The sequence below is a fragment of the Arcicella sp. GW821-FHT09D11 genome, from assembly GCF_059416265.1.
The window spans coordinates 625,695-650,434 of record NZ_JBWKOV010000002.1 but is presented as its reverse complement, the minus strand read 5'-3'; the positions used below and the strand labels follow the sequence as shown (position 1 = coordinate 650,434).

23 protein-coding genes are annotated in these 24,740 nt (G+C 35.3%); 9 read left to right on the top strand and 14 right to left on the bottom strand.

Translation table 11 applies throughout. The features are described 5' to 3' along the window. Window positions 1–16 precede the first annotated feature (16 nt). The 3 genes from AC07N0_RS07895 to murB all read right to left on the bottom strand — a co-directional run bounded on the left by AC07N0_RS07895 (window position 17) and on the right by murB (window position 3,521). Window positions 17–1,420 (bottom strand): DNA/RNA non-specific endonuclease, encoded by a 1,404-nt coding sequence (locus tag AC07N0_RS07895; RefSeq protein ID WP_494588750.1) that lies wholly within the window; start codon window positions 1,418–1,420, stop codon window positions 17–19. 260 nt (window positions 1,421–1,680) lie between these two features. Continuing rightward, complete coding sequence (kdsA, locus tag AC07N0_RS07890; RefSeq protein ID WP_492802024.1) at window positions 1,681–2,490, bottom strand: 3-deoxy-8-phosphooctulonate synthase; 810 nt, start codon at window positions 2,488–2,490, stop codon at window positions 1,681–1,683. A gap of 14 nt (window positions 2,491–2,504) precedes the next feature. Next, the gene (murB, locus tag AC07N0_RS07885) at window positions 2,505–3,521 is read right to left on the bottom strand and encodes a UDP-N-acetylmuramate dehydrogenase (RefSeq protein ID WP_494588749.1); all 1,017 of its coding nucleotides are present in this window, start codon (window positions 3,519–3,521) and stop codon (window positions 2,505–2,507) included. Window positions 3,522–3,681: 160 nt separating this feature from the next. Between murB and AC07N0_RS07880 the strand changes: the two genes are divergently transcribed. The 7 genes from AC07N0_RS07880 (at window position 3,682) to AC07N0_RS07850 (ending at window position 9,282) form a co-directional block, all read left to right on the top strand. Continuing rightward, window positions 3,682–4,260 (top strand): SPOR domain-containing protein, encoded by a 579-nt coding sequence (locus AC07N0_RS07880; protein WP_494588748.1) that lies wholly within the window; start codon window positions 3,682–3,684, stop codon window positions 4,258–4,260. A gap of 249 nt (window positions 4,261–4,509) precedes the next feature. After that, complete coding sequence (locus tag AC07N0_RS07875) at window positions 4,510–5,445, top strand: polysaccharide deacetylase family protein (protein WP_494588747.1); 936 nt, start codon at window positions 4,510–4,512, stop codon at window positions 5,443–5,445. Window positions 5,446–5,533: 88 nt separating this feature from the next. Next, on the top strand, window positions 5,534–6,679 hold the full coding sequence (locus AC07N0_RS07870; protein WP_309912638.1) for a Gfo/Idh/MocA family protein: 1,146 nt from the start codon (window positions 5,534–5,536) through the stop codon (window positions 6,677–6,679). A 150-nt stretch (window positions 6,680–6,829) separates the two neighbouring features. Then, window positions 6,830–7,192, top strand: coding sequence for a four helix bundle protein (locus AC07N0_RS07865; protein WP_494588746.1), 363 nt, complete (start codon window positions 6,830–6,832; stop codon window positions 7,190–7,192). A 30-nt stretch (window positions 7,193–7,222) separates the two neighbouring features. Then, complete coding sequence (locus AC07N0_RS07860; protein ID WP_494588745.1) at window positions 7,223–8,275, top strand: sugar phosphate isomerase/epimerase family protein; 1,053 nt, start codon at window positions 7,223–7,225, stop codon at window positions 8,273–8,275. An 89-nt stretch (window positions 8,276–8,364) separates the two neighbouring features. Then, window positions 8,365–8,790 (top strand): IS200/IS605 family transposase, encoded by a 426-nt coding sequence (gene tnpA / locus AC07N0_RS07855; protein WP_494588744.1) that lies wholly within the window; start codon window positions 8,365–8,367, stop codon window positions 8,788–8,790. A 57-nt stretch (window positions 8,791–8,847) separates the two neighbouring features. Further along, window positions 8,848–9,282 (top strand): hypothetical protein, encoded by a 435-nt coding sequence (locus tag AC07N0_RS07850; RefSeq protein WP_494588743.1) that lies wholly within the window; start codon window positions 8,848–8,850, stop codon window positions 9,280–9,282. On the opposite strand, the gene AC07N0_RS07845 is transcribed toward AC07N0_RS07850, so the two are convergent. From AC07N0_RS07845 to AC07N0_RS07815, 7 genes are all read right to left on the bottom strand, one after another. Next, window positions 9,257–10,015 (bottom strand): glycosyltransferase family 2 protein, encoded by a 759-nt coding sequence (locus tag AC07N0_RS07845; RefSeq protein WP_494588742.1) that lies wholly within the window; start codon window positions 10,013–10,015, stop codon window positions 9,257–9,259. The genes AC07N0_RS07850 and AC07N0_RS07845 overlap by 26 nt on opposite strands. Further along, window positions 10,012–11,274, bottom strand: coding sequence for a glycosyltransferase family 4 protein (locus tag AC07N0_RS07840; RefSeq protein WP_494588741.1), 1,263 nt, complete (start codon window positions 11,272–11,274; stop codon window positions 10,012–10,014). The genes AC07N0_RS07845 and AC07N0_RS07840 overlap by 4 nt, the downstream gene beginning before the upstream one ends. A gap of 1 nt (window position 11,275) precedes the next feature. Continuing rightward, window positions 11,276–12,082 (bottom strand): FkbM family methyltransferase, encoded by an 807-nt coding sequence (locus AC07N0_RS07835; RefSeq protein WP_494588740.1) that lies wholly within the window; start codon window positions 12,080–12,082, stop codon window positions 11,276–11,278. A gap of 242 nt (window positions 12,083–12,324) precedes the next feature. After that, a complete protein-coding gene (locus tag AC07N0_RS07830; RefSeq protein WP_494588739.1) occupies window positions 12,325–13,557 on the bottom strand; it encodes a glycosyltransferase in 1,233 nt (410 codons plus the stop codon). A 104-nt stretch (window positions 13,558–13,661) separates the two neighbouring features. Then, window positions 13,662–15,164 (bottom strand): oligosaccharide flippase family protein, encoded by a 1,503-nt coding sequence (locus AC07N0_RS07825; RefSeq protein ID WP_494588738.1) that lies wholly within the window; start codon window positions 15,162–15,164, stop codon window positions 13,662–13,664. A 22-nt stretch (window positions 15,165–15,186) separates the two neighbouring features. Then, window positions 15,187–16,131 (bottom strand): glycosyltransferase family 2 protein, encoded by a 945-nt coding sequence (locus AC07N0_RS07820; RefSeq protein ID WP_494588737.1) that lies wholly within the window; start codon window positions 16,129–16,131, stop codon window positions 15,187–15,189. A gap of 9 nt (window positions 16,132–16,140) precedes the next feature. Further along, window positions 16,141–17,061 carry an FkbM family methyltransferase gene (locus AC07N0_RS07815; RefSeq protein ID WP_494588736.1) on the bottom strand — a complete coding sequence of 307 codons (921 nt, stop codon included), beginning with the start codon at window positions 17,059–17,061 and terminating at the stop codon, window positions 16,141–16,143. Between the two features lie 109 nt (window positions 17,062–17,170). Here AC07N0_RS07815 and AC07N0_RS07810 point away from each other — a divergent pair, with 109 nt between their 5' ends. Next, window positions 17,171–18,508 carry a hypothetical protein gene (locus AC07N0_RS07810; protein WP_494588735.1) on the top strand — a complete coding sequence of 446 codons (1,338 nt, stop codon included), beginning with the start codon at window positions 17,171–17,173 and terminating at the stop codon, window positions 18,506–18,508. Continuing rightward, window positions 18,505–20,259, top strand: a complete 1,755-nt coding sequence (locus AC07N0_RS07805; RefSeq protein ID WP_494588734.1) for an OmpA family protein — start codon at window positions 18,505–18,507, stop codon at window positions 20,257–20,259. Before AC07N0_RS07810 ends, AC07N0_RS07805 begins: the two co-directional genes overlap by 4 nt. An 84-nt stretch (window positions 20,260–20,343) precedes the next feature. Here the strand turns inward: AC07N0_RS07805 and AC07N0_RS07800 are convergent, their stop codons facing one another. The 4 genes from AC07N0_RS07800 to AC07N0_RS07785 all read right to left on the bottom strand — a co-directional run bounded on the left by AC07N0_RS07800 (window position 20,344) and on the right by AC07N0_RS07785 (window position 24,676). Beyond that, window positions 20,344–20,802: a hypothetical protein gene (locus AC07N0_RS07800; RefSeq protein ID WP_494588733.1), complete on the bottom strand. Its 459-nt coding sequence runs from the start codon at window positions 20,800–20,802 to the stop codon at window positions 20,344–20,346. Between the two features lie 183 nt (window positions 20,803–20,985). Further along, window positions 20,986–22,533 (bottom strand): tetratricopeptide repeat protein, encoded by a 1,548-nt coding sequence (locus AC07N0_RS07795; protein ID WP_494588732.1) that lies wholly within the window; start codon window positions 22,531–22,533, stop codon window positions 20,986–20,988. Between the two features lie 154 nt (window positions 22,534–22,687). After that, entirely contained in the window at window positions 22,688–23,446 is a 759-nt protein-coding gene (locus AC07N0_RS07790; RefSeq protein WP_309912671.1) for a zinc ribbon domain-containing protein, read from the bottom strand. 132 nt (window positions 23,447–23,578) lie between these two features. Further along, the gene (locus AC07N0_RS07785) at window positions 23,579–24,676 is read right to left on the bottom strand and encodes a Nif3-like dinuclear metal center hexameric protein (protein ID WP_494588731.1); all 1,098 of its coding nucleotides are present in this window, start codon (window positions 24,674–24,676) and stop codon (window positions 23,579–23,581) included. Between the last annotated feature and the right edge of the window lie 64 nt (window positions 24,677–24,740).

Sequence of the window (24,740 nt, the reverse complement as noted above, 5' to 3'; positions counted from 1 at the left end):
AATAGAATAATGCTTATTATTTATCAACTCCTGCTTCAATGACTGCCTGAACACTCGTTGGAACATTAGACAGAAAATCATAGCCCGTCAAGCGTTCTAATTCATCGACAGAGGTTCTATATTTTTTCCAGTCGTCTGCCCCTATCGCATTCTGATTGGGCATATTTACAGCAATTATCCTAGTTTTAGCATTGATACGAGCCACATCTTTATCCCCAACAGGCAATACCACAATTATTTTCCAGATAGATGCTGGCACCAATATGTTATTATTTTTACCAATTGCTTTAGCACTTCCGTTTGTCCCTGTTCCGCCTTCACCTAAAGTACCTGCTAAAATGTATAATTCGTTGCCTTGGTCCATTAAAGTCCGCGTGTATTCTTCTAAATTTTTCCAGATACCACGGTTATTCTCAGGCGCTTGCGGAACCATGTTTGTCATGAAAAAGGTTTCTTGGTTTTCTTCTGGACTTCCATCACGATCATCCGAAGGACATAAATGACCTCTATCAAATCCTGCATCCGAGTAGTCTCTTGGAGTAACTTGATACCAACCTGTTGGTAAAGTATTATCTGGTCGAAAATTATTTTGGCGAGCAGCATCTCCTTTCCAAGCTTTGCTTAAATGCCAAGAAACCCAATTGGCAATGTTTTTACTTTTATTGTACGAAAGTGTGTAGGCATTTTTTGACAATAAATAATTATTAGGGGATGACGTATTAGTCACCGCTTTTGAAGGATTACCTAACGCTAAATTATCATCACGAGTAGGCTTAGAAACTACATTAACTGTAACTGGTTCTTGAACTGTAGTCGTGGCAACAGGCGCAACATTAGTTGGTTTAGCAGTAGTTGAATAAGTAACAATGCTAATATCATCAATATTTAATCGATTGTCCGTGCCATCTGTTTTTCTAATTTCAATCCTACTTGGCTTGGTGAAATTTACTTCAAAAGATACTGATTTTAACTTCTTATCCTTGGTTTTTATGGCCTTACCCATTTTCATCCAAGTTTTGCCAGCATTGGTTGAAATCCAAAGCTCAAAACTTGCCTCCTCGTCTGCTCCATAAACGCCATACTTGAATTTCACTAGCTGAATACCTGTTATAATATCAAAATTCATCGTCAATTTGGCATTCTCTTTCATTCTAACAGACTTTTCCCCATTTTTCAAGTCGTTTTCGGCACTACCAATCATGGCATTATCCAAATTCCATTCACCCGCAGCAGTACTTATTACATCAGCTTCATAACGACCTTTTGAGGCAGTTTCAAACTTCTCTGGAAAGTCCTTCGCCGTTTTGGTGGTTGGCTCTTGTAGATGGTTATCAAAAGCATAAGATGTTGCTGTTGTGTAGGCTGTACACAAAGAAAGAACAATACTAATAGAAGTTAGTAAAAAGGATTTTCCGAACATTGTTTTTGAAGAATAAGCGTTGAAAAACAAAATAACTTGAATGAATTGAATATACCTAATCTAAAAAGAGCAAGAGTAATCCATACTCGTTGCTCTTCTTATGATTCTACTTATATACCTTAGATAAAAATAATCAAACAATCCCTAATTTAATAATTAAGGGTCAATGTAAAATAAACATTGTTATAATGTTAATATAAATCACAACATATCAACACTTTAATACACTAGCTCATCACTCAAAACTCACAACTCATCACTTAAATCACTGCTTGACGTACTCTCACCAATTTTTCTAATAATTCTTCTAATTTATCCAAAGGCAACATATTTGCCCCATCAGATTTTGCGATAGCAGGATTCGGGTGCGTTTCGATAAAAATACCATCTGCCCCTACAGCAATAGCCGCCTTCGCAATAGTTTCAATCATTTTTGGCTGTCCACCCGTTACACCCGTTGTTTGATTAGGTCTTTGTAATGAATGTGTACAATCCATCACTACAGGTACACCATGTGCTTGCATTTCTGGGATATTACGGTAGTCTACGACTAAATCGCCATAACCAAAAGAATTACCACGGTCTGTTAAAAATACCTGTGCTGAAGGGTTTTCATGAAGGATTTTTTCAACCGCAAATTTCATAGAAATACCTGCCATAAATTGTCCTTTTTTGATATTTACTGCTTTGCCCGTACGTGCAGCAGCAGCCAATAAATCTGTCTGGCGACATAAAAAAGCAGGTATCTGCAATACATCTACATACTTTGCAGCCATTTCAGCTTCTTGCGACTCATGAATATCTGTCACCGTTGGTAAGTCGTAATGATTACCAATTTCCTGTAAAATCTCTAAAGCAGCAATATCACCAATCCCTGTAAAAGAATCTAATTTAGTACGATTGGCCTTACGGTACGACCCTTTAAAAATATAGGGAATACCAAACTGGTCTGTCAGTCCTTTAATTTTTTCTGCAATTTCATAGGCTAAATCACGACTTTCGATAGCACAACTTCCTGCCATTAAGAAAAAATTATTGGTTTCGGTATGTTTTAATTTTGGGATATTCATGTTTTGAGATATTGTTATATATAATTTACTTCTGGACTCAATTTGATACCAAATTTATCCACAATTGATTGTTGTACTTTTTCGGCAAGGGCTTTAATATCATTTCCATTCCCGCCCCCATAGTTTACTAAAACCAAAGCCTGACGAACATGAACGCCAATTTGCCCATCTCTAAAGCCCTTCCAACCTGCCTGTTCTATCAACCAACCTGCTGGTACTTTTACCGTGGTTTGGTTAATTGGATAGCTTGGCAATGTCGGAAAATCTATCAATAATTTTTGATATTGCGTTAGCGGAATTTCTGGGTTTTTAAAGAAACTTCCAGAATTACCAATTTCAGCAGGGTCTGGCAGTTTGCTTTTACGAATAGCTATTACAGCATCGCTGATAGCTTTGATAGACAGTTCAGTGACATTCATTTCCGCTAAAGTTTTCTGAATATCGCCATAGGCTATTTTAAAAGTTGGTACTTTGTTTAGCTTGAAAGTAACAGCTGTAATAACATATTTACCCTTTAAAGTATGTTTAAAAACACTTTCGCGGTAACCAAACTGGCAATCGGTTAAGTTAAATGTTTCAATTTCTAGTGTCTCTAAATTAAGAGCTTGCAATTCTTGAAAAACATCTTTTATTTCCACCCCATAAGCACCAATATTTTGCATAGGAGCTGCTCCTACCGTACCGGGAATCAAAGAAAGATTTTCAATGCCTGCATAATTATTTTCAACACAATACATCACAAATTGATGCCAAATTTCTCCAGCACCAGCTTGGATATGAATGCGGTTTTCATCTTCAAAAACTTTTTCTATACCCTTCAAGGCAATTTTTACTACTAATCCTTCGTAATCTTTAGTCAGTAAAAGGTTGCTTCCTCCGCCTAAGAATAATTTATCAAGTTTCTTGAAATCAGGATTTTGAAGTATATTTTTTAAATCCTGTACTGTACTTACTTCAACGAAATATTGTGCAGAAGCTTCCAGACCAAAAGTATTGAAGGGTTTTAAAGAAATATTTTGTTGAATATTCATGGGTTTTTATAAATCAAAAAATCAGGATTAACTCAGTACAATACAGCAAACAAAGTTACAATGAGTAAAGGGTATTTCAAGTTTTTGTCAAAAATTGTATCTTTGATGAATTCTTCTTTTCTAATGCCACCAAAAGTCTATTTGAAAAACTCAATTTTATATGCAACGTTTCCTTTCAATTTGTTTATACATATTTTTAGTCATTCTAAGTGCTTGTTCTTCGAAGGTAGTTTCTAGCAAAGGGTCGTCCTCGGGTGCTTCTAATTCAAAAACATCTCATAAAAAATTAGACAAAATTTATGAGGAGGATTTGTCGGAATATTTACCCAATTATAAAAAACTAAACGAAGCTGGGGATACCTTAAGTGATGATAAAAATAAGTCAAAAAAGGGTTATTTAACAGAACAACCCATGCACATCAATAAGAAACTGGATGCTATTTTAGATACAATTTCAGTCAGAAACAAAGGAGTACGCTATGCTAATGGTTTCCGCATTCAAATTTATGTGGGTAACGATAGAAAAGCGGCTGATGATGCTAAAATTTATACCTACCAAACTTACCCAGAGATATTCCCTTACCTTAGTTATCAACAACCCATTTATAAAGTAAAAATTGGCGATTTCCTCAATAGAATGGATGCCGAAAGATACTTTGTAAACATCAAAGAAAGTTATCCTTCAGCCATGATTTTGCCTGACAGAGTAGAAATAAAAAGAGGAATATTGGTGAAATAAAGTAATAGCTAGGCGTTTTGGTTGAAGTATGCTAGGCTAGCTTTATTAAGGAAGAAAAGTCATTTTATCGTTTTGATACATTAATATACCCTGCTAATTCTAAAAAATATTAGCAGGGTATTATTTATTCTGTAAATTTGAAAATTATTCATAAAACTGAACAGACAAAACAACATAATTTTATTTAAAGTCTTTTCTATTTTTGTGTGAACGCAATCTGAAATTGAAGAAAATCTATCTCTATTTAAGATGAAATATTGCTTAATTTTTACGCTTACAGTTGTATGTTTTACAAAATCATTGGCTCAGCTTGCTGATTATCAAGTGTTTTTTGGGAAATACTCAGAAGGTTTGATTGTGCGGAAATGGGTGCAAAATGGTAATGTGGTGTATCTGGGCATTAACCCTAATACATTAAAAACTAGTATTGTTAAAAATGTAGCTGTACAACCCCTCCAATGGGATGAAGTATTGCAAAGCTATCAAAAAAGTAAATATATTCAAGCGTGGAATTTTGAAAAGGGAAAGGATTATAGACTGCAAGATGCTGGCATCGAAAAAAGTGATTCAACCCTCAATGGGTTTAGTTTGACTGTAGATTTATGTCCTTCTACCAAGCCTCTGGCAAGAAACTTTTTCACGAGTGTCATCAAAGGTTTTGAAGTGTCCGAACGTCCTGTACCTATTACGATTACCGTAACGGGATTATGGATGAAAAGCCATCAGGATGATTTAAAATGGTTGATTGGTCAGGAAACTGCTGGGAATTTAGAGATTACTTGGGTTAATCATAGCTTCAATCATCATTATGACCCCAAATTACCTTTGATAGATAATTTCTTACTTGAAAAAGGAACAGTCATTGCCAACGAAGTATTTTTAAACGAACAAGCCATGCTAATAAACGGTCTTGTTCCCTCAATATATTTTAGATTTCCGGGTTTGGTTTCTAGTAAGCCTATCTTTGACCAGATTCTTTCTTATGGACTATTGCCCCTCGGCAGTGACGCATGGCTTGCTAAAGGTCAGTTGATAAAGCAGGGAAGTTTAGTATTGGTGCATGCAAATGGTAATGAGCCTCTGGGTTTATCTCTTTTTCTATCACTTCTGAAAAAAAATGAAGGTAATATCAAAAAGAAAAAGTGGCAACTTTGGGATGTTTCCAATTTAATTTCTAAAGAATAAAAGTACTTTTTGTGGATATATTCACGAGAAACACACATATAAAACAATCAAAATAAATTTATTATCCCCAAATCCAAATATTTAACTCATGTCAAAAATTAAAGTTGGTGTAGTCGGTACCGGTTTTATTGGACCCGCGCACATCGAAGCTCTTAGAAGACTTCCTAATGTGGAAGTAACTGCTCTTTGTGAAGTAAATATCGAATTAGCTACTGCCAAGGCTACACAATTAGGCATCGAACGTCCTTGTACATTTGAACAACTATTAGCAATGGAAGACATTGTTTGTGTTCACATCTGTACGCCAAACTTCTTACATTATTCGCAATCGAAAGCTGCTTTATTAGCAGGGAAACACGTTGTTTGCGAAAAGCCATTAGCCAAAGATTTACACGAAGCAGAAGAATTGGTAGCATTAGCTGCTGAAACTGGCTTGGTAAATGCGGTTCACTTTAACTTGCGTTATTATCCTTTGGTTCGCCAAATGAAAACGATGCGTGAAAAAGGTGATTTAGGTGAAGTATATTCAGTAATCGGCTCTTATTTACAAGACTGGTTATTTTACGAAACAGATTATAACTGGCGTTTAGAACCAGATAAATCTGGTGATTCGCGTGCTATTGCTGATATTGGTTCGCACTTAATGGATATTATCGAGTATATTACTGGCTTAAAAACAGTTGAAGTAATGGCTGATTTTAATACTATCCACAAAACTCGTAAGAAACCATTGAAGCCAGTAGAAACCTATTCAGGTAAAATGCTTCAACCAGAAGATTATGCTGATGTACCTATTACTACTGAAGACCATGCCAACGTATTATTGCGTTTTGACAACGGAAATCGTGGTTCGGTAACGGTATCACAAGTTTCAGCGGGACGCAAAAACCAATTGAAATTAGAAATTTCTGGTGGCAAGAAAACATTTGCTTTCAACTCAGAAGCACCAAACGAACTTTGGATTGGTAACCGTGACGGCTACAACCAATCATTAATGCGTGACCCTTCTTTAGCTTATCCAGAAGCAAGTGCTTTGATGACTTTCCCGGGCGGACACAACGAGGGTTTCCCTGATACTTCTAAGCAATTATTCAAGGAAGTATATGCGGCCATTGCCGAGGGCAAACAACCAGAAAAACCAAACTATCCTACTTTTGCAGACGGTTACAGAGAACTATTAATCTGCGAAAGAATCCTTGATAGCCACAGAAGCCAAAGCTGGGTGAAGGTTTAGTATTTAGTGAGTGATACAGTTGTGAGTTAGTGAATGGTGAATAAAAATTCATTAAGACGCTAATTCACAACTATAAAAGTTATTGTTTCTACACAATCAGACAATAGATAAGTGCAAAGTAGTTTTACAAATAGAGAATTCGCAGAAACAATGTTCCAAAGAATAAAAAGCTTTGGACTTAGATGTATTCCTGTTTGTGATGAATTATTTTTAAAATCGTTATCTGCCAAAAATATCGCACGACAATTAGCTCGCTCCTCTGCTTCGACTGTTGCTAATTATCGGGCTGTAAGAAGAGCAAGAAGTAACAGGGAGTTTTTTGCCAAATTAAGTATTGTTATTGAAGAACTGGATGAAAGTATTTTTTGGATAGAATATTCGATTGACGCTAATTTCTTTCAAGAAATAAAGTTGAAAAATTTAATAGAAGAAGGAAATGAAATATTAAAAATTCTATCAAAATCCAGAAAAACAACAGGAGAACTATTGAGAAAAAAGAGTTCAGACTCATAACTCACTCATTCACAACTCACAATTAATTCCATGAAAACAATCAAAGGACCAGCTATATTTTTAGCTCAATTTTTAGATAATACAGAACCTTTTAATACCCTTGATTCAATTACTTCTTGGGTAGCTGATTTGGGATACAAAGGTGTACAAATTCCTACTTGGGATACTCGTGCGATTGATTTACAATTAGCGGCAGAATCAAAAACGTATTGTGATGAGCTGAAAGGTAAATTGGCTGATAAGGGTATCCAAATCACTGAACTTTCAACACACTTACAAGGACAGCTTGTGGCAGTAAATCCTGCTTATGATGTGATGTTCGATGGGTTTGCTCCAGATTTAGTAAAGGGTAACCCTAAAGCACGTACAGAGTGGGCAGTTCAGCAATTGAAGTGGGCTGCAAAAGCTTCTCAAAACTTAGGTTTGAATGCTCATGCTACCTTCTCTGGCGCTTTGATGTGGCACACAGTATATCCTTGGCCCCAACGTCCTGCGGGTTTAGTTGATCAAGGTTTTACGGAATTAGGAAACCGTTGGTTACCAATTTTGAATGCCTTTGAGGAAGCAGGTGTTGACCTTTGCTACGAAATCCACCCAGGTGAAGATTTGCATGATGGCGTTACGTTCGAAATGTTCTTAGAAAAAGTAGGCAATCACAAACGTGCTAACTTACTTTACGACCCATCTCACTTTGTATTGCAATGCTTGGATTATTTACAATACATCGATTTCTATCACGAACGAATCAAGATGTTCCACGTAAAAGATGCTGAGTTTAATCCAACAGGAAAACAAGGTGTTTACGGTGGTTATCAGTCATGGGTAAATCGTGCTGGTCGTTTCCGTTCTTTAGGCGATGGTCAGGTTGATTTTGGCTCTATCTTTTCTAAATTAACACAATATGGTTATGATGGATGGGCGGTGTTAGAATGGGAATGTGCTATTAAAGACCCTGTTCAAGGTGCTACTGAAGGTGCTCCATTTATTGATTCACATATTATTCAGGCAACATCGAAAGTATTTGATGATTTTGCTGGTGGTGGTGCTGATGTGGAATTGAATAAGAAAATTTTAGGTATTTAATTCCTCTTTTCTATTAGCGGGCGACTTAAGTCGCCCGCTAATAGAAATTTATTTTGCCAGTAAAAGATACACCTCAAAAACATTATCCTATGACAGGAAATTTAATCTACATCTATGTCCATACTGTCTGGACAACAAAACACCGAGAACCCTGTTTACACAAATCTTTTCGGTACAAACTATTTGAGCATATCAGAAACCATGCTCATAATAAAAACATCCAACTTGAAATAATCAATGGAGTGGAAGACCATTTACACTGTCTTTTCAAGATGAAATCGACTCAAACAGTAGCTGAAATAATCAAAGTTTTAAAAGGAGAATCTTCTAAATGGATAAATGAATCTGGATTTGTGAATAATCATTTTCAATGGCAAGATGGCTATGGAGTATTTTCGGTAAGTCCACAAAATGTAGGAAAAGTAAAAAGATATATTTTTAATCAAGAAAATCATCATAAGGTTAAAAATATAGACGATGAACTCCTTGAAATGATTAATTTGCTAGCTGAATAAATATATTTCATTTCTATTAGCTGGCGACTTCAGTCACCAGTAAAAAGTTTAAATCCTATGAAACTTTTCCAATCCGAATCCGACATAGAAATCCTAATCGAAAAATTCAACACCTGTACCTTACCAGCAGATGCTTGGACGCATGAAGCCCATCTAGCAATGGGCGTGTGGTATTTGCGTCAATATAATCTTACACAGGCAATGTTATTAGTCCGTCAAAGGATTATTCTATTCAATAGTTCAGTGGGAGGGCCTATCGGCTTTGAAAGAGGTTATCACGAAACCCTTACATGGTTTTGGCTCAAGACGGTAGAGGCATTTTTAGATAGATTTGGTAGAGACAAGTCACTTATAGAAACCTGCAATGCCTTTTTAAGCAGTAAATATGCCTTACGTGATAGAGCTTTGTTATTTTATCAAAAAGAAGAAATATTATCCTTAGAAGCCAGAACTTTTTTGGTAATGCCTACCAATACTTCCCTCCCTTTTTAAGGATTAGCTTTACACCACGGATAGTAATCAATACATGAGCCCAAACGGCACCAAATTGCCCGAAATGTTTTTTGAGTACATCGTAGCGGTCTAACAAAGAACGTTTTAATTGCTTGTTAGAAATCCCTCCTACCAAGTATTTGGCTACAACAGTATCCAAGTATTGTACCTTTCTAGCTCTTTTTAAACATTCTATTTCCCAGTCAACATCAGCACTGAGGTTATTTTCTAAATAAAATGGGGCTATGCTTCTACGGGCTATAAAAGCTTGATGACATACCAACATACCCAAATTCATATCTTGCCATTTGAGGTTTTTAGGCAAACAATGAGGGGTTATCTCTGAGCGTAGACCTTGAATATTTCCATCCTCTTCTACAAAATAAGTATCTCCGTAAAATACATCTGCCTTAGTATCTTCCAAAGACTGCATAAAAATTGAAACTACTTTGCTATCATTAATTTCATCCCCCGCATTCATAAACCATACGAAATCTCCTGTAGCTAGTCGCAAACCTTTATTCATGGCATCGTACAAACCTTTATCAGGCTCAGACACCAAAAGATTTACTCTTACGCCATAAGATTTTGCAATAGCCAAAGTATTATCCTTAGATTTTCCGTCTATGATGATATACTCAAAATCTTGATTGGTTTGTGCTAAAATGCTTTCAATTGTCCTCGTCAGAAATTTTTCAGCATTATAAGTTATCGTAATAATACTTAGTTTCATTGTAATGATTCGTATAAGGCTCTATATTGTTTGGCAACTACTTCTTCGGCATAATGCTTTACTACTTTTTGCCTTGCCTTTTCACAAACAGTAGCATAATCAGCTTGAAATAATGTCCAATAAATTCCTTGAGCAAGTTCTTCCGCAGATTTGAATGTTGCTAAATAGCCATTTTCTTGATGATTAATCATTTCTGGAATACCTCCTGTGGCAAAACCAACTACGGGCGTAGCACAAGCCATAGATTCCATAATGGTATTAGGTAAGTTATCTTCTAAGGAAGAAACTACAAAGACCGATGCTGCTGAATATGCTAAGGCAATCGTAGATAAGTCTGACAGTTTTCCCAACACATTTACTTTAAATGGAAGGTTATCAAAATCGGATGTTTGGGCTTGTCCAAAAATAATTAATTCAATGGTATTTTTATCAACTAAATAATTCTCTTGTAGAATCTCTAAGGCTTCTTTAAAATATACAAATCCTTTTCGAACATCACTGATTTTTGCAGCAGCAAAAAGGATATATCGCTTATTGCTATCCAATTCAAAATGCGATTGTGCTACAGCTTTAGGTGTAGGCTTAAACAAAACGGTATCAATCGGATTGGGAATGGATATAATCTTTTTTCCTTGTAATAAAGTACTTGTACGTGCTATGTCTGCTAGCCAATCACTACAAGCAACGATGGTAATATTGGCATCTTGAAAAATCTTTTGTTTGGCAAGCCAAACCTGATGTGATAAGTCGGTTGGAGATGAGTTTTTGAGAAATTGAAAACAATTACCACAACTATTTTCATAATTGTGACAGTCTCTTGAATAATGACAGCCTCCCGTAAAAACCCACATATCATGCAAAGTCCAGACAATAGGCTTTTGTGATTCAATAAGTTTTTGGATAGAGCTCAGCGAAAGAAAACCAAAATTTATCCAATGCAAATGGATAATATCTGTTTCTTTAATCAATGTGTGTTGACTAATATCAACGCCAATCTTTGCCTGAGAAAAGATAAACCTTACTGCTTTTGATTTTTCGTACCAAGCAAACTGGTAGCGGTCTAAAGCAAATCTGGCTAAGGCAACTTTCTTTAAAAACCAATTGGGAGCTATTGTTTCAACATTAGATGCATTTCCTTTTTTGTCCTGTACAAGCATTTTTGATAATAAGCCATTGCCATTTAAGGCTTTGTTCAGGCGAGAGGCAGCGATAGATGCTCCGCCAAAAGTATCAAATGTGCTTAAAATCGTGATTTTCATATTATGGACGATACCCAAAAATGTTTAATTGCAAATCCATTAAATCATTGCCTTTATAACGATGGTTGATGAGGGGTTTTGTACGGTCTTGGGCAGAGTTAATAAAATATCTGAAACCATTGTTAGCCATGATATTCAATATTTCTCCTAATTCCTGAGCTTGTTCTGGAAACGCGTGATATTCAATAAAGATGTTTTTCACATGCTTTAGCGAGTCGGCACAATCTTTCATAACGGCTGTTTCTGCCCCTTCAATATCCATTTTTAGCATATCGATACTTGGTGTGGCATTAAGCACATCTTTCAGACGAAAAGATGCTACTTTTACTTTAGTACCTTCGCCATAAATAGACGCACCATCCGAACCTTCAGAAGCAAATTCAATGCCTTTATCGTCAATCCAAACTGCTTTGTTAACTACATCTATATCTGAGAAACCATTTTTGCTAAGGTTAGTTTGTAAGATTTGTGCAATTTTCGCATCTGCTTCAAAGGCTGTAATCTTAGCATTGGGGTATTCTCTTTTGAAAAATGCACAGCTAGAACCAATATTCGCTCCGCAATCTAATATCACTGGCTGTGCAGAAGTAGTATTAAATTTATAAAACTGTTCAACAAAAATTTCTTGGAATTGGAAAAGGAAAGACATACAGTCTGGCACTTGGAATGTCATTCCTTGAAAGGTTATTTCACGTGCTTCGTAACGCTTTACATCACCATATTTCCTAAAAAGTTTAAGTAATTCACGACTTTCAGGTGTTCTGAAAGCATGATATGGTCCTTTTAATATGTATTTTAAAACAAACATTTTAATATGGTCATCAGCAGTCGGCTTTGGGCTTTCAGCTTTTTTTTATGTATAGTTTTTTACGCGCTGATTTTTAGAGATTTAATTCGCTGATTTACGGTGATTCGTTAAAACAGCTTATCAACTCTATGTCTTTAATATAGGACTAACTATTTACCCGCTGATTTTCAGAGATTTAAAAACCGCTGATTTACGCAGATTTGTCAATTCAATTAATTCAGTAGCATAAAATTAAAAACGACTTAAATCCGATTGCTGACAGCCGATGGCCGACAGCTCTCAAACGCTCTTTGGTAATTTTTAATTACTACATGAATGTTGACTTCATCCCTAATAATTTGTCCAGAATTCAGCCCCATTTGACGAGTTTTTACAGGGTCTGACAAAAGTACGGCTAATTTTTCAAATAAATCATCTGCATTCCCATCGTCAAAAATATAACCATTGTAGCCATCTCGTACTAATTTCTTTTCTGTTCCATCTGCTACGGCACAGACGATTGGTTTATCAAAACACATGGCATCGTTGATTGACAAACCGCCCATCCCAGCCAACACATACACTAAAGATGCATTAAAGTATTGTCCGAGCTCAGTCATTTTATACACCCCTCCCGTAAAAACTACTTGTTGTTCAATGCCTAAAGCGATGGCTTGTTGTTTGAGATTTTCTTCTTCAGGACCAGTTCCCACAATAACTAACTCAGCAGTAGGAAACTGTACTAGCAACCTTTTAAAAACATCAATGAGCATATCTACTCTTTTCCACTTGACCAATCTACCCACATGTAGCAATCGTAAAGGATTTTCTGGCAAAACAGTATTAACTCCTTCAATTTTAGCCTTGTCTGCTAAAATCAAATCGGTATCTGGGGAATTATAAATAACAAAAATTTTCTCTTTAGGCACGCCATAGCTACCAAATATTTCATAAGCCTCCTCGGTATAATCTACATGAGCATCTACTAGATTAAAGGCTCTTTTGTAAGAATATTTTAGCAAGGTATATTTTAATTTAAAAGCCAAACTATCTGGCTTTAAATTAGTCTGCATCGTTTCAGAGGCTACTCCACCATTGGCATAATAGTCTAATGCTTCTTTAAACTTGGGGATATTAAATGGAATCTCTTTCAAAATCAATTTGATTCCCATGCTTCTTATCTTCCAAAGCAAGAATGGATTATACACAAAAGCCAAGATATATGGCCAAATCGTAACGATTACGTCGGGACGTTCAGCCTCTATCGTTTCGATAAAGTTTTTAAAGAATGGTTTTCCCCAAAGTGTTTTGTATTCTTCTAAGAAATGTACTTTGAATTCTATGCCATCTAAGGTTTGATGTACGCCAGAGCCAACGGTTTTTCCACCACTTTTTGGAGCAATCACAACGATTTCTTGTCCTTCAATACGATTCAAACGATTGAGCACCAAGTTATAATAATGTGGCAAGCCACCGAAAGTAAATAATATTTTCATTTTTTAAGACGTGATTAGTGATTGGTAAATAGTGATTAGACATACTAGCAATAAGTCAATATTTAGTTTACCTATTTTAGGCAAGCACAAAGCACATCTAATCACTAATTACCAATCACTTTACGAAACAAAGATTCTACTGTTCTACTTAAATCTTCTGAAATTCTAAAAAATAAAACTCCTCCGCCAAAAACAATCGTGATACAAATTGATTTGATAGCAATGTTTACAAAGCTCATCCAAATGTCCCCTTCAAAACTCGGAATTAATAAAGTAATGCCATACGTAAGTAATCCTAACAACATAGTTTTTACGGTATTCAAGCTAAAAGGTTGTAGTTGAAGCTTGTGCTTGATAAAGAAAAACTTTACCAAATTATATACTACTACGGAAACTAACATTGCCAATGCAGCACCATTGTAACTGTAAATGGGGATAAAAATAAGGTTGACTAACAAGAGTACTACAAAGCGAATGATATAAAACCCAAAGTCGTATTTATAATAAGGGGAGTTCTTTAAAATTTCAGAATTGAGTCCCGTTGCCATATCGAAAACGCTGTATAAACCCACCATTAACACGACAAATTTCCCCTGACTATACGTTGCAGCATTAGGAATAATTTGAAAAACTGCATCGATGTTCGTCCAAATACCAAGAAACAAAAAGCTTCCAACTATCAATAAATTCAAGGCAGATTTTTGGTAAATTTCTTCAATATGTGCTAGATTATTATTCTTCCAAGATTCCGCTAACAGAGGCTCGCTTATAGAAGCAATGGCATTGCGGGGAATGGCTATTACCATCCCGATACTTGAGGCTATAAAGAAAATGGCTGTGCTATCTAACCCCCCTTTGTAGGCAGGAAGCATTAACTTTTCAATGTTGGGTAAAATAGTTGCTGTTGCTCCACCCAAAATTGTCCATAAGCCATACATATACATTTCTTTGAAAATTGGTTTCTTCAAGAAACTAAAGTCGAAACGAAGATAGAGCTTACCTAATATTTTGATATAAATTAATAAGAAACAGATATTCAAGAAATAGACTAAAATGATTCCATTAATCAATTGGTCGAAAGTAATAAATTTAAAGCCAAATAGTAATGCTAATATTGAGTTGGAAGACTTTAGAAAAATTTCTCTGAGTATTGTCGGTACTACAATCCGCAAATGTACTTTGCTGTACGTCTCTAAGGTAGAAGTATATAAAAGGAAAAAAGTAATAAAGGGCAAATACCAATAATATTGAATCAGCAGAGGCGAGTTATCCATATAAACAGACTGAAAGACACTCTTTACGCCTATATAAGCCATTAAAAATAAAACAAAGCCTACTAATGGAGCGAGCAACAGATAGCCCAAAAAGCCATTATGCTGTTTGTCTGGGTCAGAGAATCTACTAAAAAACCTTACTCCTACATGGGGCGTTCCTAAATTTGAAAAAGCAGCAAATACCTGTGGAAAACCAATTAAAGCAGTATATAGCCCTAATTGCTGAGGTGATAAAAACTTATTATAAAGAAACAAAACATTGACCGTTCCAATTATTACTCCTACGTAAGTAACGATTGAACTTTTGATGCTTTGACGTATGACGATGCCCATATAAAAAAATTAAACAACAAAACTACTTCGAGAACCCTCGTTTATACTTTTGTCTTGATGAATAGAGTTGAATAAACTTAATCTTCAAACCCAATCCGATAATTAGTATTTGCCAACCTCTTTTCCAAGAATGCTGAGCAATTTGTTCAATAATGTTAGTTAACCATAGTACTTGAAATTTCAACATGGCTCTAAAGAATCCCCAACGCACATTCTTGATTAAAGCCAAATACTGCCCATAAAACTGCATTTTTTCGGAATAACTAAGCCCTGCTTTATTAATGCTTTTTGGACGATTTTCACGAGCATGAACAATACCAGCCTTGGGAACAAATCCGATTTTATATTGATGAAAAAGCGTGCGATTGACTAGGTCAACATCTTCACCATACATAAAAAAATCAGGGTCGAATAATCCTATTTTCTTAAAGGCATCTACATTCAACAACCAAGCTGCTGCATTGACAAAGGGAATCTCATAGATTTCCTGTTGTTTCTCAAAAAAAGTATCAGAAGCCCATCGCCAGTTTTTAGAGGTTGCCAAGTACATTCCAAAACCTTCATCCAAAGCAGTTTTAGAAGAATTATAATGTACAGGGCTAATAATTCCATAGTCAGGATGTTGTTCTGCTACTTGTAACAAACGTTCAATACAGTCATTTTCAATTAGCCAAGCATCTTGATTAAGCAAAAAAACAAATTCAGTATTTTGTGTGATGGCATACTCAATGCCCAGATTATTTGCTCTACCAAAACCAATATTTTCAGTTAATTCTATCAGTTTTACATCAGGAAATTGTTTTTTGATTAACTCTTTTCCTTCTTGCTCAGGTGAATTGTTATCAACAACTATAATTTGTTGTTTGAAGGCACTGTCATCAAAACTACTTAAACAGCGTTCAATCCATTCTATTCCATTGTAATGAACGATAATGACCCACGTATTTTTATGAATGATAGCTCCCATCTTCCTAAACTACGCCTTTAACAAGCCTAAGTTCTTAGCAATCTCTGGGCGACAAATCAAATAGTTCGATTCGTCTGTAGCAATAATATCTTTTTGTAAAGTAGTTGTACCATCTTCATCGATGCTATAGAACAAATAGTCACAACCCTTTAATATTTCTTGAACCTGTTTGCCCAACGCATCCGTAAAGATTTCGATTAACAATGTAGGCTGAAACTTTTGTAAATACTCGCCCATCCCTCTCAAGGCTTCTGGTTCGTGCATTTCAACATCCACTTTCATTAAATCAATATTACTGATATTGTTTGCTTCGATATAATCCTTTAAGGTAGTTGCCTTTACTTTTGCCTCAAAACGGGTATCTTTATGAGCAGAGTGACGTACATCTGAAAAATCTTTGTTCAGTGTTGCACTATAGTTATTTGCTTCTGGAATATCATATAATGTAAGCTCGCCAGTAAAATCAGAAACTGCCATCCATTCAGCCTTTACATCATAGTTATTCAGCTTGCAATTGGCCGCATACTTTTCATGTGTTCTTTTCACAGGTTCAAAACCGAATACTTCTGCCTTTGGATTTACACTTTTTGTTAATAAAGAGTACATTCCCGTATTAGCACCCACATCAAAAACAACTTTAGAGGTTTTTGATAGCTGTGTCCATAGTCTTAAAGAATATCCTTCCCGTCCAACGCCCAAGCCTACCCAAAACAAGCCATCTTCAATAATAAAGCCATGCGTATTGTAATGATTGATGTAGAAAAATTTATCATTTTCTACTTTCACTTTAAATTTTCCATCAAAAAAAAGATGACGATATACAGATTTTGAAGGAATATAGACTGTTCTGATAAGCTCAAATAGTTGTCTTTTAAAAGGGATATGCTGATAAATTGTTTTCAGTACACTATTTTTGTTAATTTGTGTCATCTTTTACGTTTGGTTATTGTATCTAAGGCAAAGTTACAATTTTTAAGATAGCCCCAAAAATTTGATTTTACTTGACCCTAAATATTGTATTAATTCGCAAATTTAACGAATGAAAAATTCTAATATTAAACTCCCTTTCTTAGGAAAGAATATTTCATCTTCATCAACCTCATTTATAACTTTTTTATTCTTTTGTTCATTCGTTTTTATCGCTTATTACTGTTTGATTACCTGCTGGAATTACACACAAATCTCAGATTTTAAAAACTATTATGACGAAGCGCTTTTGTATTTAACAATGGGCAAGATGTCTAAACAATATCTTTTCTTTCAAGCTCCGGGGCACCCATTTCTAGTAAGTAAAGTTTTTAGTGTATTTCATTCATCCAATCCTTCTCTGATACAGTTCCTTAATCTTTGCCAATACCTTATTGCCATTGTTCTTACACACCTAAGCTTTAAAACGCAGGTGTCATGGATAAAATACCTCGGAACCATCAGTCTCTCCATCTGTGTATCCTACCTAAGCTTAATGGGCTTTTTAGCAGCAGAGTTTAATTTTTTATTCTTTTTTGTACTGGGTAATTTTCTATTAATTAAGTATTTGCAAAAAGGAAATTCTTTTGGTATTTTACCAATAACTTTTTTACTTTTATCAATTGCTTGTGTTTTTGGAATAGCACAGTTTGTTCGTCCACTGAGTTTCTATTATTTACTCTTTTTTGGAATAGGGTTAGCTTACTTAAAGTGGTTTAGTCCAAAAATGAAACTTTCTGTCTTACAAGCAACACTTTGGCAATATGTACTTGTCTTTATAGTATTCTTGATTGTTTCGATAGGCTTATATCACAATATATCGAAAAAATGGGCTTATCAACCCCCACAAAATGGTCTTTGGAGCATTTATGTTGGGTTTAATGCCAAAGCCAAAGGAAGCTATAATGCTGAAGACATTACTCAATTTAAGAAAATTGCGGAACCATTTGACTGGAATGGTGAAACTTTACGAACAATATTAAAACCAAAAGCTATTGAAAGAGTAAAGGCTAACTGGCTAGAAAACATTCGTCAATCTCCACAGCGAGCAATGCGTTTATTAGTGCCTTATTTTACATCTTACTGGTTTTTTGCTAAAAGTATTCCACCTAATACGAATTCCATTTGGAATTTATTACTCAAAGCCATTTTTATGCTATCAACGCTTACGGTGTTGGTCAGTTATCTCAGTAATGGTATTTATCTTGTTAAACTATTGAGAAAAAAGCATTTAAATACAGTAGAAGTATTTGCATTTTGTGCTTTATTCAGTGCTTTTTTATATATTTTAATCCATGTTTTTTGTTTAGAAATCCAGCCCCGATATGCCGCACATTTGGTATTTTTAAATCTTTGGATTTTGCCCTTAAGCCTAGAAAGTTTCATACAACCAAACCAAAAATTTCAATGAATCGTCTTAACTCATTACTATTTTCTATGATGTTGTTACTGTGCAATATCTCTATGAATTTTGCCCAAGTACGTCGCTCATTAGGCCCTCCTGTAAACCATCCAACCTTTAATGAATATGCCCCTTCTATCAGCGCCAACAACAAAACGATGATTTTTGAAACCGACCGTGCTGGTGAGGGAAAATGGGAATTGTATTATACCACAAAAAATGAAAAAAATAGATGGACTCCCCCAAAGCCTATTGTCAATATTAATAAAATAGGGAAAGACAATGATTTGATTGGTGGACCTTCTATTACTTATGATGGTAAGACTTTATATTTCTTTGCCTCTTTTGAAGGTGGTCAAGGCGATATGGACATCTATTCTTCTTCTTGGAATGGCACAGATTGGTCTGAACCAAAACCTGCCAGTACGAATATCAATACTAAAGCTTATGAAGGTTTTCCTTCTGTTTCGTCTGATGGGAAATCAATGTATTTTATCCGTGATAATTTCTCTAAAAGAAAAGATAAAGCATTGTGTTATACCATCTGGGTATCTAAAAAACAAGATGATGATACATGGGGCGTAGCCGAGAAACTCCCTGCACCTATCAATATTGATTGTGAGAAAGCCCCTAGAATAATGGCTGATAATCGTACGTTGATTTTTAGTTCTGTTCGTAAAGAGGGTGTAGGCGGCTTTGATTTGTACCAATCTTTTCAAGAAGATGATGGTTCTTGGAGTACGCCTATCAACTTGGAATACATCAATACCGAGGAGGATGACCAATTTGCCTCAGTTTCTGCGGCTGGAGATTTAATGTATTATCATACTGCTGGTGATATTTATACCGTAACGATTCCTGATAAATACAGAAAATATAAATTAGTAACAGTTGATGGGAAAGTAATAGATGCAATTACAAAACAGCCAATCGCTACAAAGTTGACTTCAAAGAGTTCTAATGTAAAAGAAAGAGCTATTAATACAGTGGTGGATGCCAACGGTCTATTCTCTATTATTTATCGTGTAGGAAGCAAATATGATATTACTACATCGCCATTGGCTGATTATTTGCCTTATCGTGGTAAAATGGATATGACTACTGCTAAAGAAACCGATAACATCGAGAAGAATATTGAGCTAATTCCGAAGAAACTGGTTTTCCAATTCCAATTATTAGACAAAGACACGAAGGCTATTCTGAAAGAGCCGAAAGTAAAAGTAATGGATGCCGAAACGAAGCAACTATTAGAGGTAAAAGTAGATAAGGATATTGCTAGTGTGACGCTTGAAATTGGAAAGCCTTATAAATTTGCTGCAAATGCCTTAGGATATGCCTTCTTCTCTCGTGCGTTCAAGCCTGATACAGTAGATGCTTTCCGTGATCGTTTAAAGAAGGTGCCTTTAGCAGTATTGAAGAAAGATGTAGTAGTTCAATTGCAAGATATTACTTTCGAGACTGGCAAGGCTGACTTAAAGCCTGAATCTGGTGAAGAATTAGATCGCTTGGTAACGTTATTGGATGGCAACAAAACTATCAAAGTAGAAATTTCGGCTCATACCGATGATGTTGGAAATGATGATACTAATTTAAAGCTTTCAGAAAAAAGAGCAAAGGCTGTCGTGGATTATCTAACAGCAAAAGGTATCAAGGCTGACCGCATGACTGCCAAAGGCTATGGCGAAACCCAACCACTCGTGCCAAATGATACTGATGAAAACAAAGCAAAAAATAGAAGGGTACAATTTAAAATCAATTAATTGTTATCGCTATTTATAAATAAAGTCCTTAGCATATTTGATAATGCTAGGGACTTTGTTTATACAATTCTGTTGACCTTAAAATTATTTATTGCCTCCTCCGAAATGATATCCTACTCCTAACCATGCCCTAAAAGTACCCGCCGTTCCGTCATAATTCACATAAGGGCTTAATTCAAAGTTAATGCTTACTTTAGGCACTTTTTCAAAAGGATACGAACGCATACCGACACTTCCAAAATAGCCTTTTACGACATCCTGTTTGTCGACAATGGCTGCTACAATTCCTAAATTCACTCCGCCACCAGCATAAATATTGGTGTTTTTAGTATAGCCAAGATTAACCATCAAAGCAGGTTCTGTATTCAAAGATGAAATAAAAGAATTCATCTGAAAACGGAAATCCATCCAAATGACTTTTGTAGGATTGGTAGCCACAGAAAGTTGATTACTGAATGGATAATAGCTGATAGCTTGTGCACTAACTTTTTGAGTAAAAAATTGTAAAATAAAGATTATTAAAAATAGCTTTAATAGTTTCATGAATTTGATTGTTAGGTTTTGATTATTTATTCTGTTAGTATATTTTATTTTCCTATTTATTTTCCCGCAGATATTGCAGATTTTTCCGCTAATTTTCGCTGATACGCCTTATCAGCGAAAATCAGCGTAGAAATCTCTGTAAATCAGCGGGTATAATTTTTCGCATTCCCAACTCTCCCCTCCTCAATACCCTAATTCATTCAAAGCAGCTTTTGCTTTGTTATCTATAGAATTTTTATACTCGTGTTTTTTATAAGAAATAGCTTTTTCAAAATAGCTTTTTGCCTTTATCTTCTCTCCTTTTGCCTGATAAATATAGCCCAATTGCAAGGCTGAACTAGCGCCAAAAGATACGTTCTGTTGTTCAGATAACACAATAGTACGTTCATACAAAGGAATTGCTTGCTGAATATTGTTTGATAACTGCAAAATTCTTCCTTTTCGGTAGTTAAATTCCATTCGGTCTTGAATTAGTTCAAAATTGCCCTCAGAATATTTTTCTAAAATTACCAAAGCTTTGTCGTAAAAACCACCATCACAAGCCAAACGAGCTTTCATCAGGATTTTCTGACTAATAGGTTTTTTAGGATTATCTGTTAAAAAATTCTCAGCAAATTTAGTAGCGGCTTTGTCTGCTTCCACAATATTTTCTCCAGAACCCTTTACACGCTCTAAAAAAGCTCGTCCTTTCGCATCTTCGTTATTCAGCCAATAACAAAGAAATATTTTATAATAAGTATCTTTTACAAAGTTAAAGCCTTTGTATCGAGGCAAAAAATTTTGAAAGCCTTTTGATGCTAATTGGTATTGCCCCTTTTGCAGTAAAATATCTGCTTTGAGGTATTCCAGAAATGGAAATGCTACATATTCGTTTCCTTCAGGGCAGTTTTCGATGACATTATAAGCTACCTCGCTTTTACCTTCTTTCATTAAAGTAGTAGCTCCTAAAAACTGAAATAATAAATTATCTTGATGGTGATGGATAAACTGCTGAAACTCATTGAGTTTTTTGGAATTGAATTTTAAAATATAGGCATGTACAATATAATCAACCAACTGTGCTTCTGCACTAAAAATACTATCTTTCTGAACAACATGCTGGATTTCACTTAACCCTAATTTTACATTCCCTTTTAGTCCAATTAGTTTAATAACCCACTGGTAATTTTCAGGGGTCGAGCCAATTAAAATATGAAGTAGCCCTAATGATTTTTGATTGGGCAAGAAATCTGGAAATTCTTTAGCATTGGCTTCCAAAAGCTTGTAAGCTTTGATTATTTCCCAACTGCCTTTGGTTTCATGCCCGAATTTTAATTTCACAAAAGCGCTATGTAGATGTATCTCTGCTTTTAGAAATCGTTGATAGGGAGATTTTTTATCTAGATTTTCGATAAAGTCTAATCGTTGGTCTTGGTTATCAATGAATTTTTCATAGAGCGATTTGTCTTCCGTAATCATTAACTCTATCAAATCTGCATAACTCTTCAAATAAGGATTCACGCCATTGACAGTCTTATCATTGGCCAAAATACTTCTACCACTGGCAAGCTTCAATTTCAAAATTTCTGAATACGCCTTTTGCATAGATGCATTCATATTGAAATCAGAGGATTTAACTTGAAAAGAAAACAACAAAGTATATATTCCAAAACATAGGTAAATGATTTTGGAAATAAGTTTAGCAAACCTATTGGCAATAATATTAGGGAGGTTCAAAGAGGCTTGTATCATTGTAATAAATAAGTTTATTATCGTACAAACGAAATTTATGCAATAATATTTAATGGCTTTGTCTGCTATTATACTCAATAATCATTGGTTGATGAATATGAAAAAAGCCCATAACTACTATGTTACGGGCTTTTTTGATAGCAAACCTAAGGGCTTATTTTTTAGAAATGAAAACGATGTCTTCAACATCCGCTAAAATACGTCCGCAGTGTTCACAAACAATAATTCTTTTCTTGTCTTTAATATCAGCCTGACGTTGTGGTGGTACTGCACTAAAACAACCTCCACAAGCACCACGTTTTACTAAAACAACGGCTAAACCATTTGGATAATTTCCACGTAGTTTATCATAAGGGCGTAATAAACGTTCTTCAACGAATTTTACAGCCTTTTCACGATTGCTCATCAATTTTTGCTCGTCTTCTTCGCTTTCTGCAATCAAAACACTTAGTTCTTTTCTTTTTGCATCAAGGTCTTTTTTACGAGTATTCAAACGAGTTTCTGTTTCAGAAACGTCATCTTTTTTATTCAAAATCTTGAATTCAAATTCACGCGTACGCTTATCTGCTAATTCCATTTCAAGTTGTTGCAATTCAATTTCTTTAGAGATTGCATCATACTCACGGTTATTACGCACATTCATTTGTTGGTCTTTGTATTTATTTACCAACTTTTCAGCTTCTTTCTTTGCATTACGGTTTTTTGTAATGTCTTCTTCCAAAATAGCGATTTCTTTGTTGAATTTGCTAATACGGGTTTCAATACCAGCAACTTCATCTTCCAAATCACGTACTTCTTCGGGTAAATCGCCACGCATCTTTTTGATGCCATCCAAGGCTGAATCTATGTTTTGAAGCTTCAAAAGAGCTTCTAATTTCTGAGCAATGGTTGTTTCGGTTGCTACTGCTGCCATTGGTTATATTCGGTTTTATCTGTGTAACCGCTATCGGTATTAAGTTATTGTTGCAAAGAGACTAAATATCGTCGATTTTACGGAAAGATAATTAATCTATTCGGCCAAATAACAAATCACTGATAACTAAATTCAAAAATACTGTACAGGGTTTGTATTGACCTGACTTTTGAGAACCGCAAAATTACTAAATTTTTCAGACAAATACCTAACAATTAACTCCTTTGTATAAACTTCTGATTCATAATGTCCTATATCGCAGATAATAATTTGATTTTCGGCATCAAAAAACTCATGATATTTGTAATCTGCTGTAATAAACACGTCTGCACCTTGTCGGATAGCATCTTTTAGCAAGAATCCGCCCGCTCCTCCGCAAAGCGCAATTTTCTTAATTTCTTTGCCTAATAACGGCGTATGGCGAACCACTTTCAAATCCATTTTAGTTTTTAACACCTTCAGAAAATCAATTTCTGATAAACTTTCTGACAACGTTGCGATAACGCCTGAGCCTACCTCTTGATTTTCATTTTCTAAAATGCTTACATAATAAGCTACTTCTTCATACGGATGTGCTTTTTTTAACGCTCTCAATATTTGAAACTCCTGATGTGCATCAAAAATTACTTCTATCCTATTTTCTGATACTTCCTCCGCTTCGTTCAAGGTTCCAATAAATGGGTCGGCACTGCCCGAAGGGGTAAATCTTCCAGTTCCTTCAGTCGAAAAGCTACAGTTTTTATATTCCCCTATTTGCCCTGCACCTGCGGCATGAATTGCCTCTAGTACTGCTTTGGTATTTTCGATGGGAACGAAGGTGACTAACTTTTTTAAGATTTGCTTTTTAGGCGAAAGGATTCTTACATTTTCTAAGCCCAACTTTTCAGCAATCATATAATTTACGCCACCTTTTACACTATCTAAATTAGTATGGGTCGCATAAATAGCAATATCATTTTTAATAGCCAACATTACAGCACGTTCCACATAATTCTTCCCATTAAAACGTTTCAATCCTTTAAAAACAATAGGATGATGTGCTACGATAAGGTTACAGTCACGCTTAATCGCTTCATGGATGATATCTTCGGTACAATCGAGCGTAGCGAGTATTCCTGTCACAGTGGTTTCGGGCGACCCAACAATTAAACCTGCATTATCATAGCTTTCTTGGTAGGCTAGCGGTGCGAGTTGCTCTAAATAATTAGTAATATCTTTGATGCTTGGCATGAGTCTGTGTTATTGAAATTGGATACAGCCTCAAAAATAGAAAAGGAGCAACAATATATTGCCC

What these genes read in the sequence shown, in the direction of transcription:
- AC07N0_RS07895 (WP_494588750.1), bottom strand. Translation starts at nt 1,420, where the DNA reads ATGTTCGGAAAATCCTTTTTACTAACTTCTATTAGTATTGTTCTTTCT.
- kdsA (WP_492802024.1), bottom strand. Translation starts at nt 2,490, where the DNA reads ATGAATATCCCAAAATTAAAACATACCGAAACCAATAATTTTTTCTTA.
- murB (WP_494588749.1), bottom strand. Translation starts at nt 3,521, where the DNA reads ATGAATATTCAACAAAATATTTCTTTAAAACCCTTCAATACTTTTGGT.
- AC07N0_RS07880 (WP_494588748.1), top strand. Translation starts at nt 3,682, where the DNA reads ATGCAACGTTTCCTTTCAATTTGTTTATACATATTTTTAGTCATTCTA.
- AC07N0_RS07875 (WP_494588747.1), top strand. Translation starts at nt 4,510, where the DNA reads ATGAAATATTGCTTAATTTTTACGCTTACAGTTGTATGTTTTACAAAA.
- AC07N0_RS07870 (WP_309912638.1), top strand. Translation starts at nt 5,534, where the DNA reads ATGTCAAAAATTAAAGTTGGTGTAGTCGGTACCGGTTTTATTGGACCC.
- AC07N0_RS07865 (WP_494588746.1), top strand. Translation starts at nt 6,830, where the DNA reads ATGTTCCAAAGAATAAAAAGCTTTGGACTTAGATGTATTCCTGTTTGT.
- AC07N0_RS07860 (WP_494588745.1), top strand. Translation starts at nt 7,223, where the DNA reads ATGAAAACAATCAAAGGACCAGCTATATTTTTAGCTCAATTTTTAGAT.
- tnpA (WP_494588744.1), top strand. Translation starts at nt 8,365, where the DNA reads ATGACAGGAAATTTAATCTACATCTATGTCCATACTGTCTGGACAACA.
- AC07N0_RS07850 (WP_494588743.1), top strand. Translation starts at nt 8,848, where the DNA reads ATGAAACTTTTCCAATCCGAATCCGACATAGAAATCCTAATCGAAAAA.
- AC07N0_RS07845 (WP_494588742.1), bottom strand. Translation starts at nt 10,015, where the DNA reads ATGAAACTAAGTATTATTACGATAACTTATAATGCTGAAAAATTTCTG.
- AC07N0_RS07840 (WP_494588741.1), bottom strand. Translation starts at nt 11,274, where the DNA reads ATGAAAATCACGATTTTAAGCACATTTGATACTTTTGGCGGAGCATCT.
- AC07N0_RS07835 (WP_494588740.1), bottom strand. Translation starts at nt 12,082, where the DNA reads ATGTTTGTTTTAAAATACATATTAAAAGGACCATATCATGCTTTCAGA.
- AC07N0_RS07830 (WP_494588739.1), bottom strand. Translation starts at nt 13,557, where the DNA reads ATGAAAATATTATTTACTTTCGGTGGCTTGCCACATTATTATAACTTG.
- AC07N0_RS07825 (WP_494588738.1), bottom strand. Translation starts at nt 15,164, where the DNA reads ATGGGCATCGTCATACGTCAAAGCATCAAAAGTTCAATCGTTACTTAC.
- AC07N0_RS07820 (WP_494588737.1), bottom strand. Translation starts at nt 16,131, where the DNA reads ATGGGAGCTATCATTCATAAAAATACGTGGGTCATTATCGTTCATTAC.
- AC07N0_RS07815 (WP_494588736.1), bottom strand. Translation starts at nt 17,061, where the DNA reads ATGACACAAATTAACAAAAATAGTGTACTGAAAACAATTTATCAGCAT.
- AC07N0_RS07810 (WP_494588735.1), top strand. Translation starts at nt 17,171, where the DNA reads ATGAAAAATTCTAATATTAAACTCCCTTTCTTAGGAAAGAATATTTCA.
- AC07N0_RS07805 (WP_494588734.1), top strand. Translation starts at nt 18,505, where the DNA reads ATGAATCGTCTTAACTCATTACTATTTTCTATGATGTTGTTACTGTGC.
- AC07N0_RS07800 (WP_494588733.1), bottom strand. Translation starts at nt 20,802, where the DNA reads ATGAAACTATTAAAGCTATTTTTAATAATCTTTATTTTACAATTTTTT.
- AC07N0_RS07795 (WP_494588732.1), bottom strand. Translation starts at nt 22,533, where the DNA reads ATGATACAAGCCTCTTTGAACCTCCCTAATATTATTGCCAATAGGTTT.
- AC07N0_RS07790 (WP_309912671.1), bottom strand. Translation starts at nt 23,446, where the DNA reads ATGGCAGCAGTAGCAACCGAAACAACCATTGCTCAGAAATTAGAAGCT.
- AC07N0_RS07785 (WP_494588731.1), bottom strand. Translation starts at nt 24,676, where the DNA reads ATGCCAAGCATCAAAGATATTACTAATTATTTAGAGCAACTCGCACCG.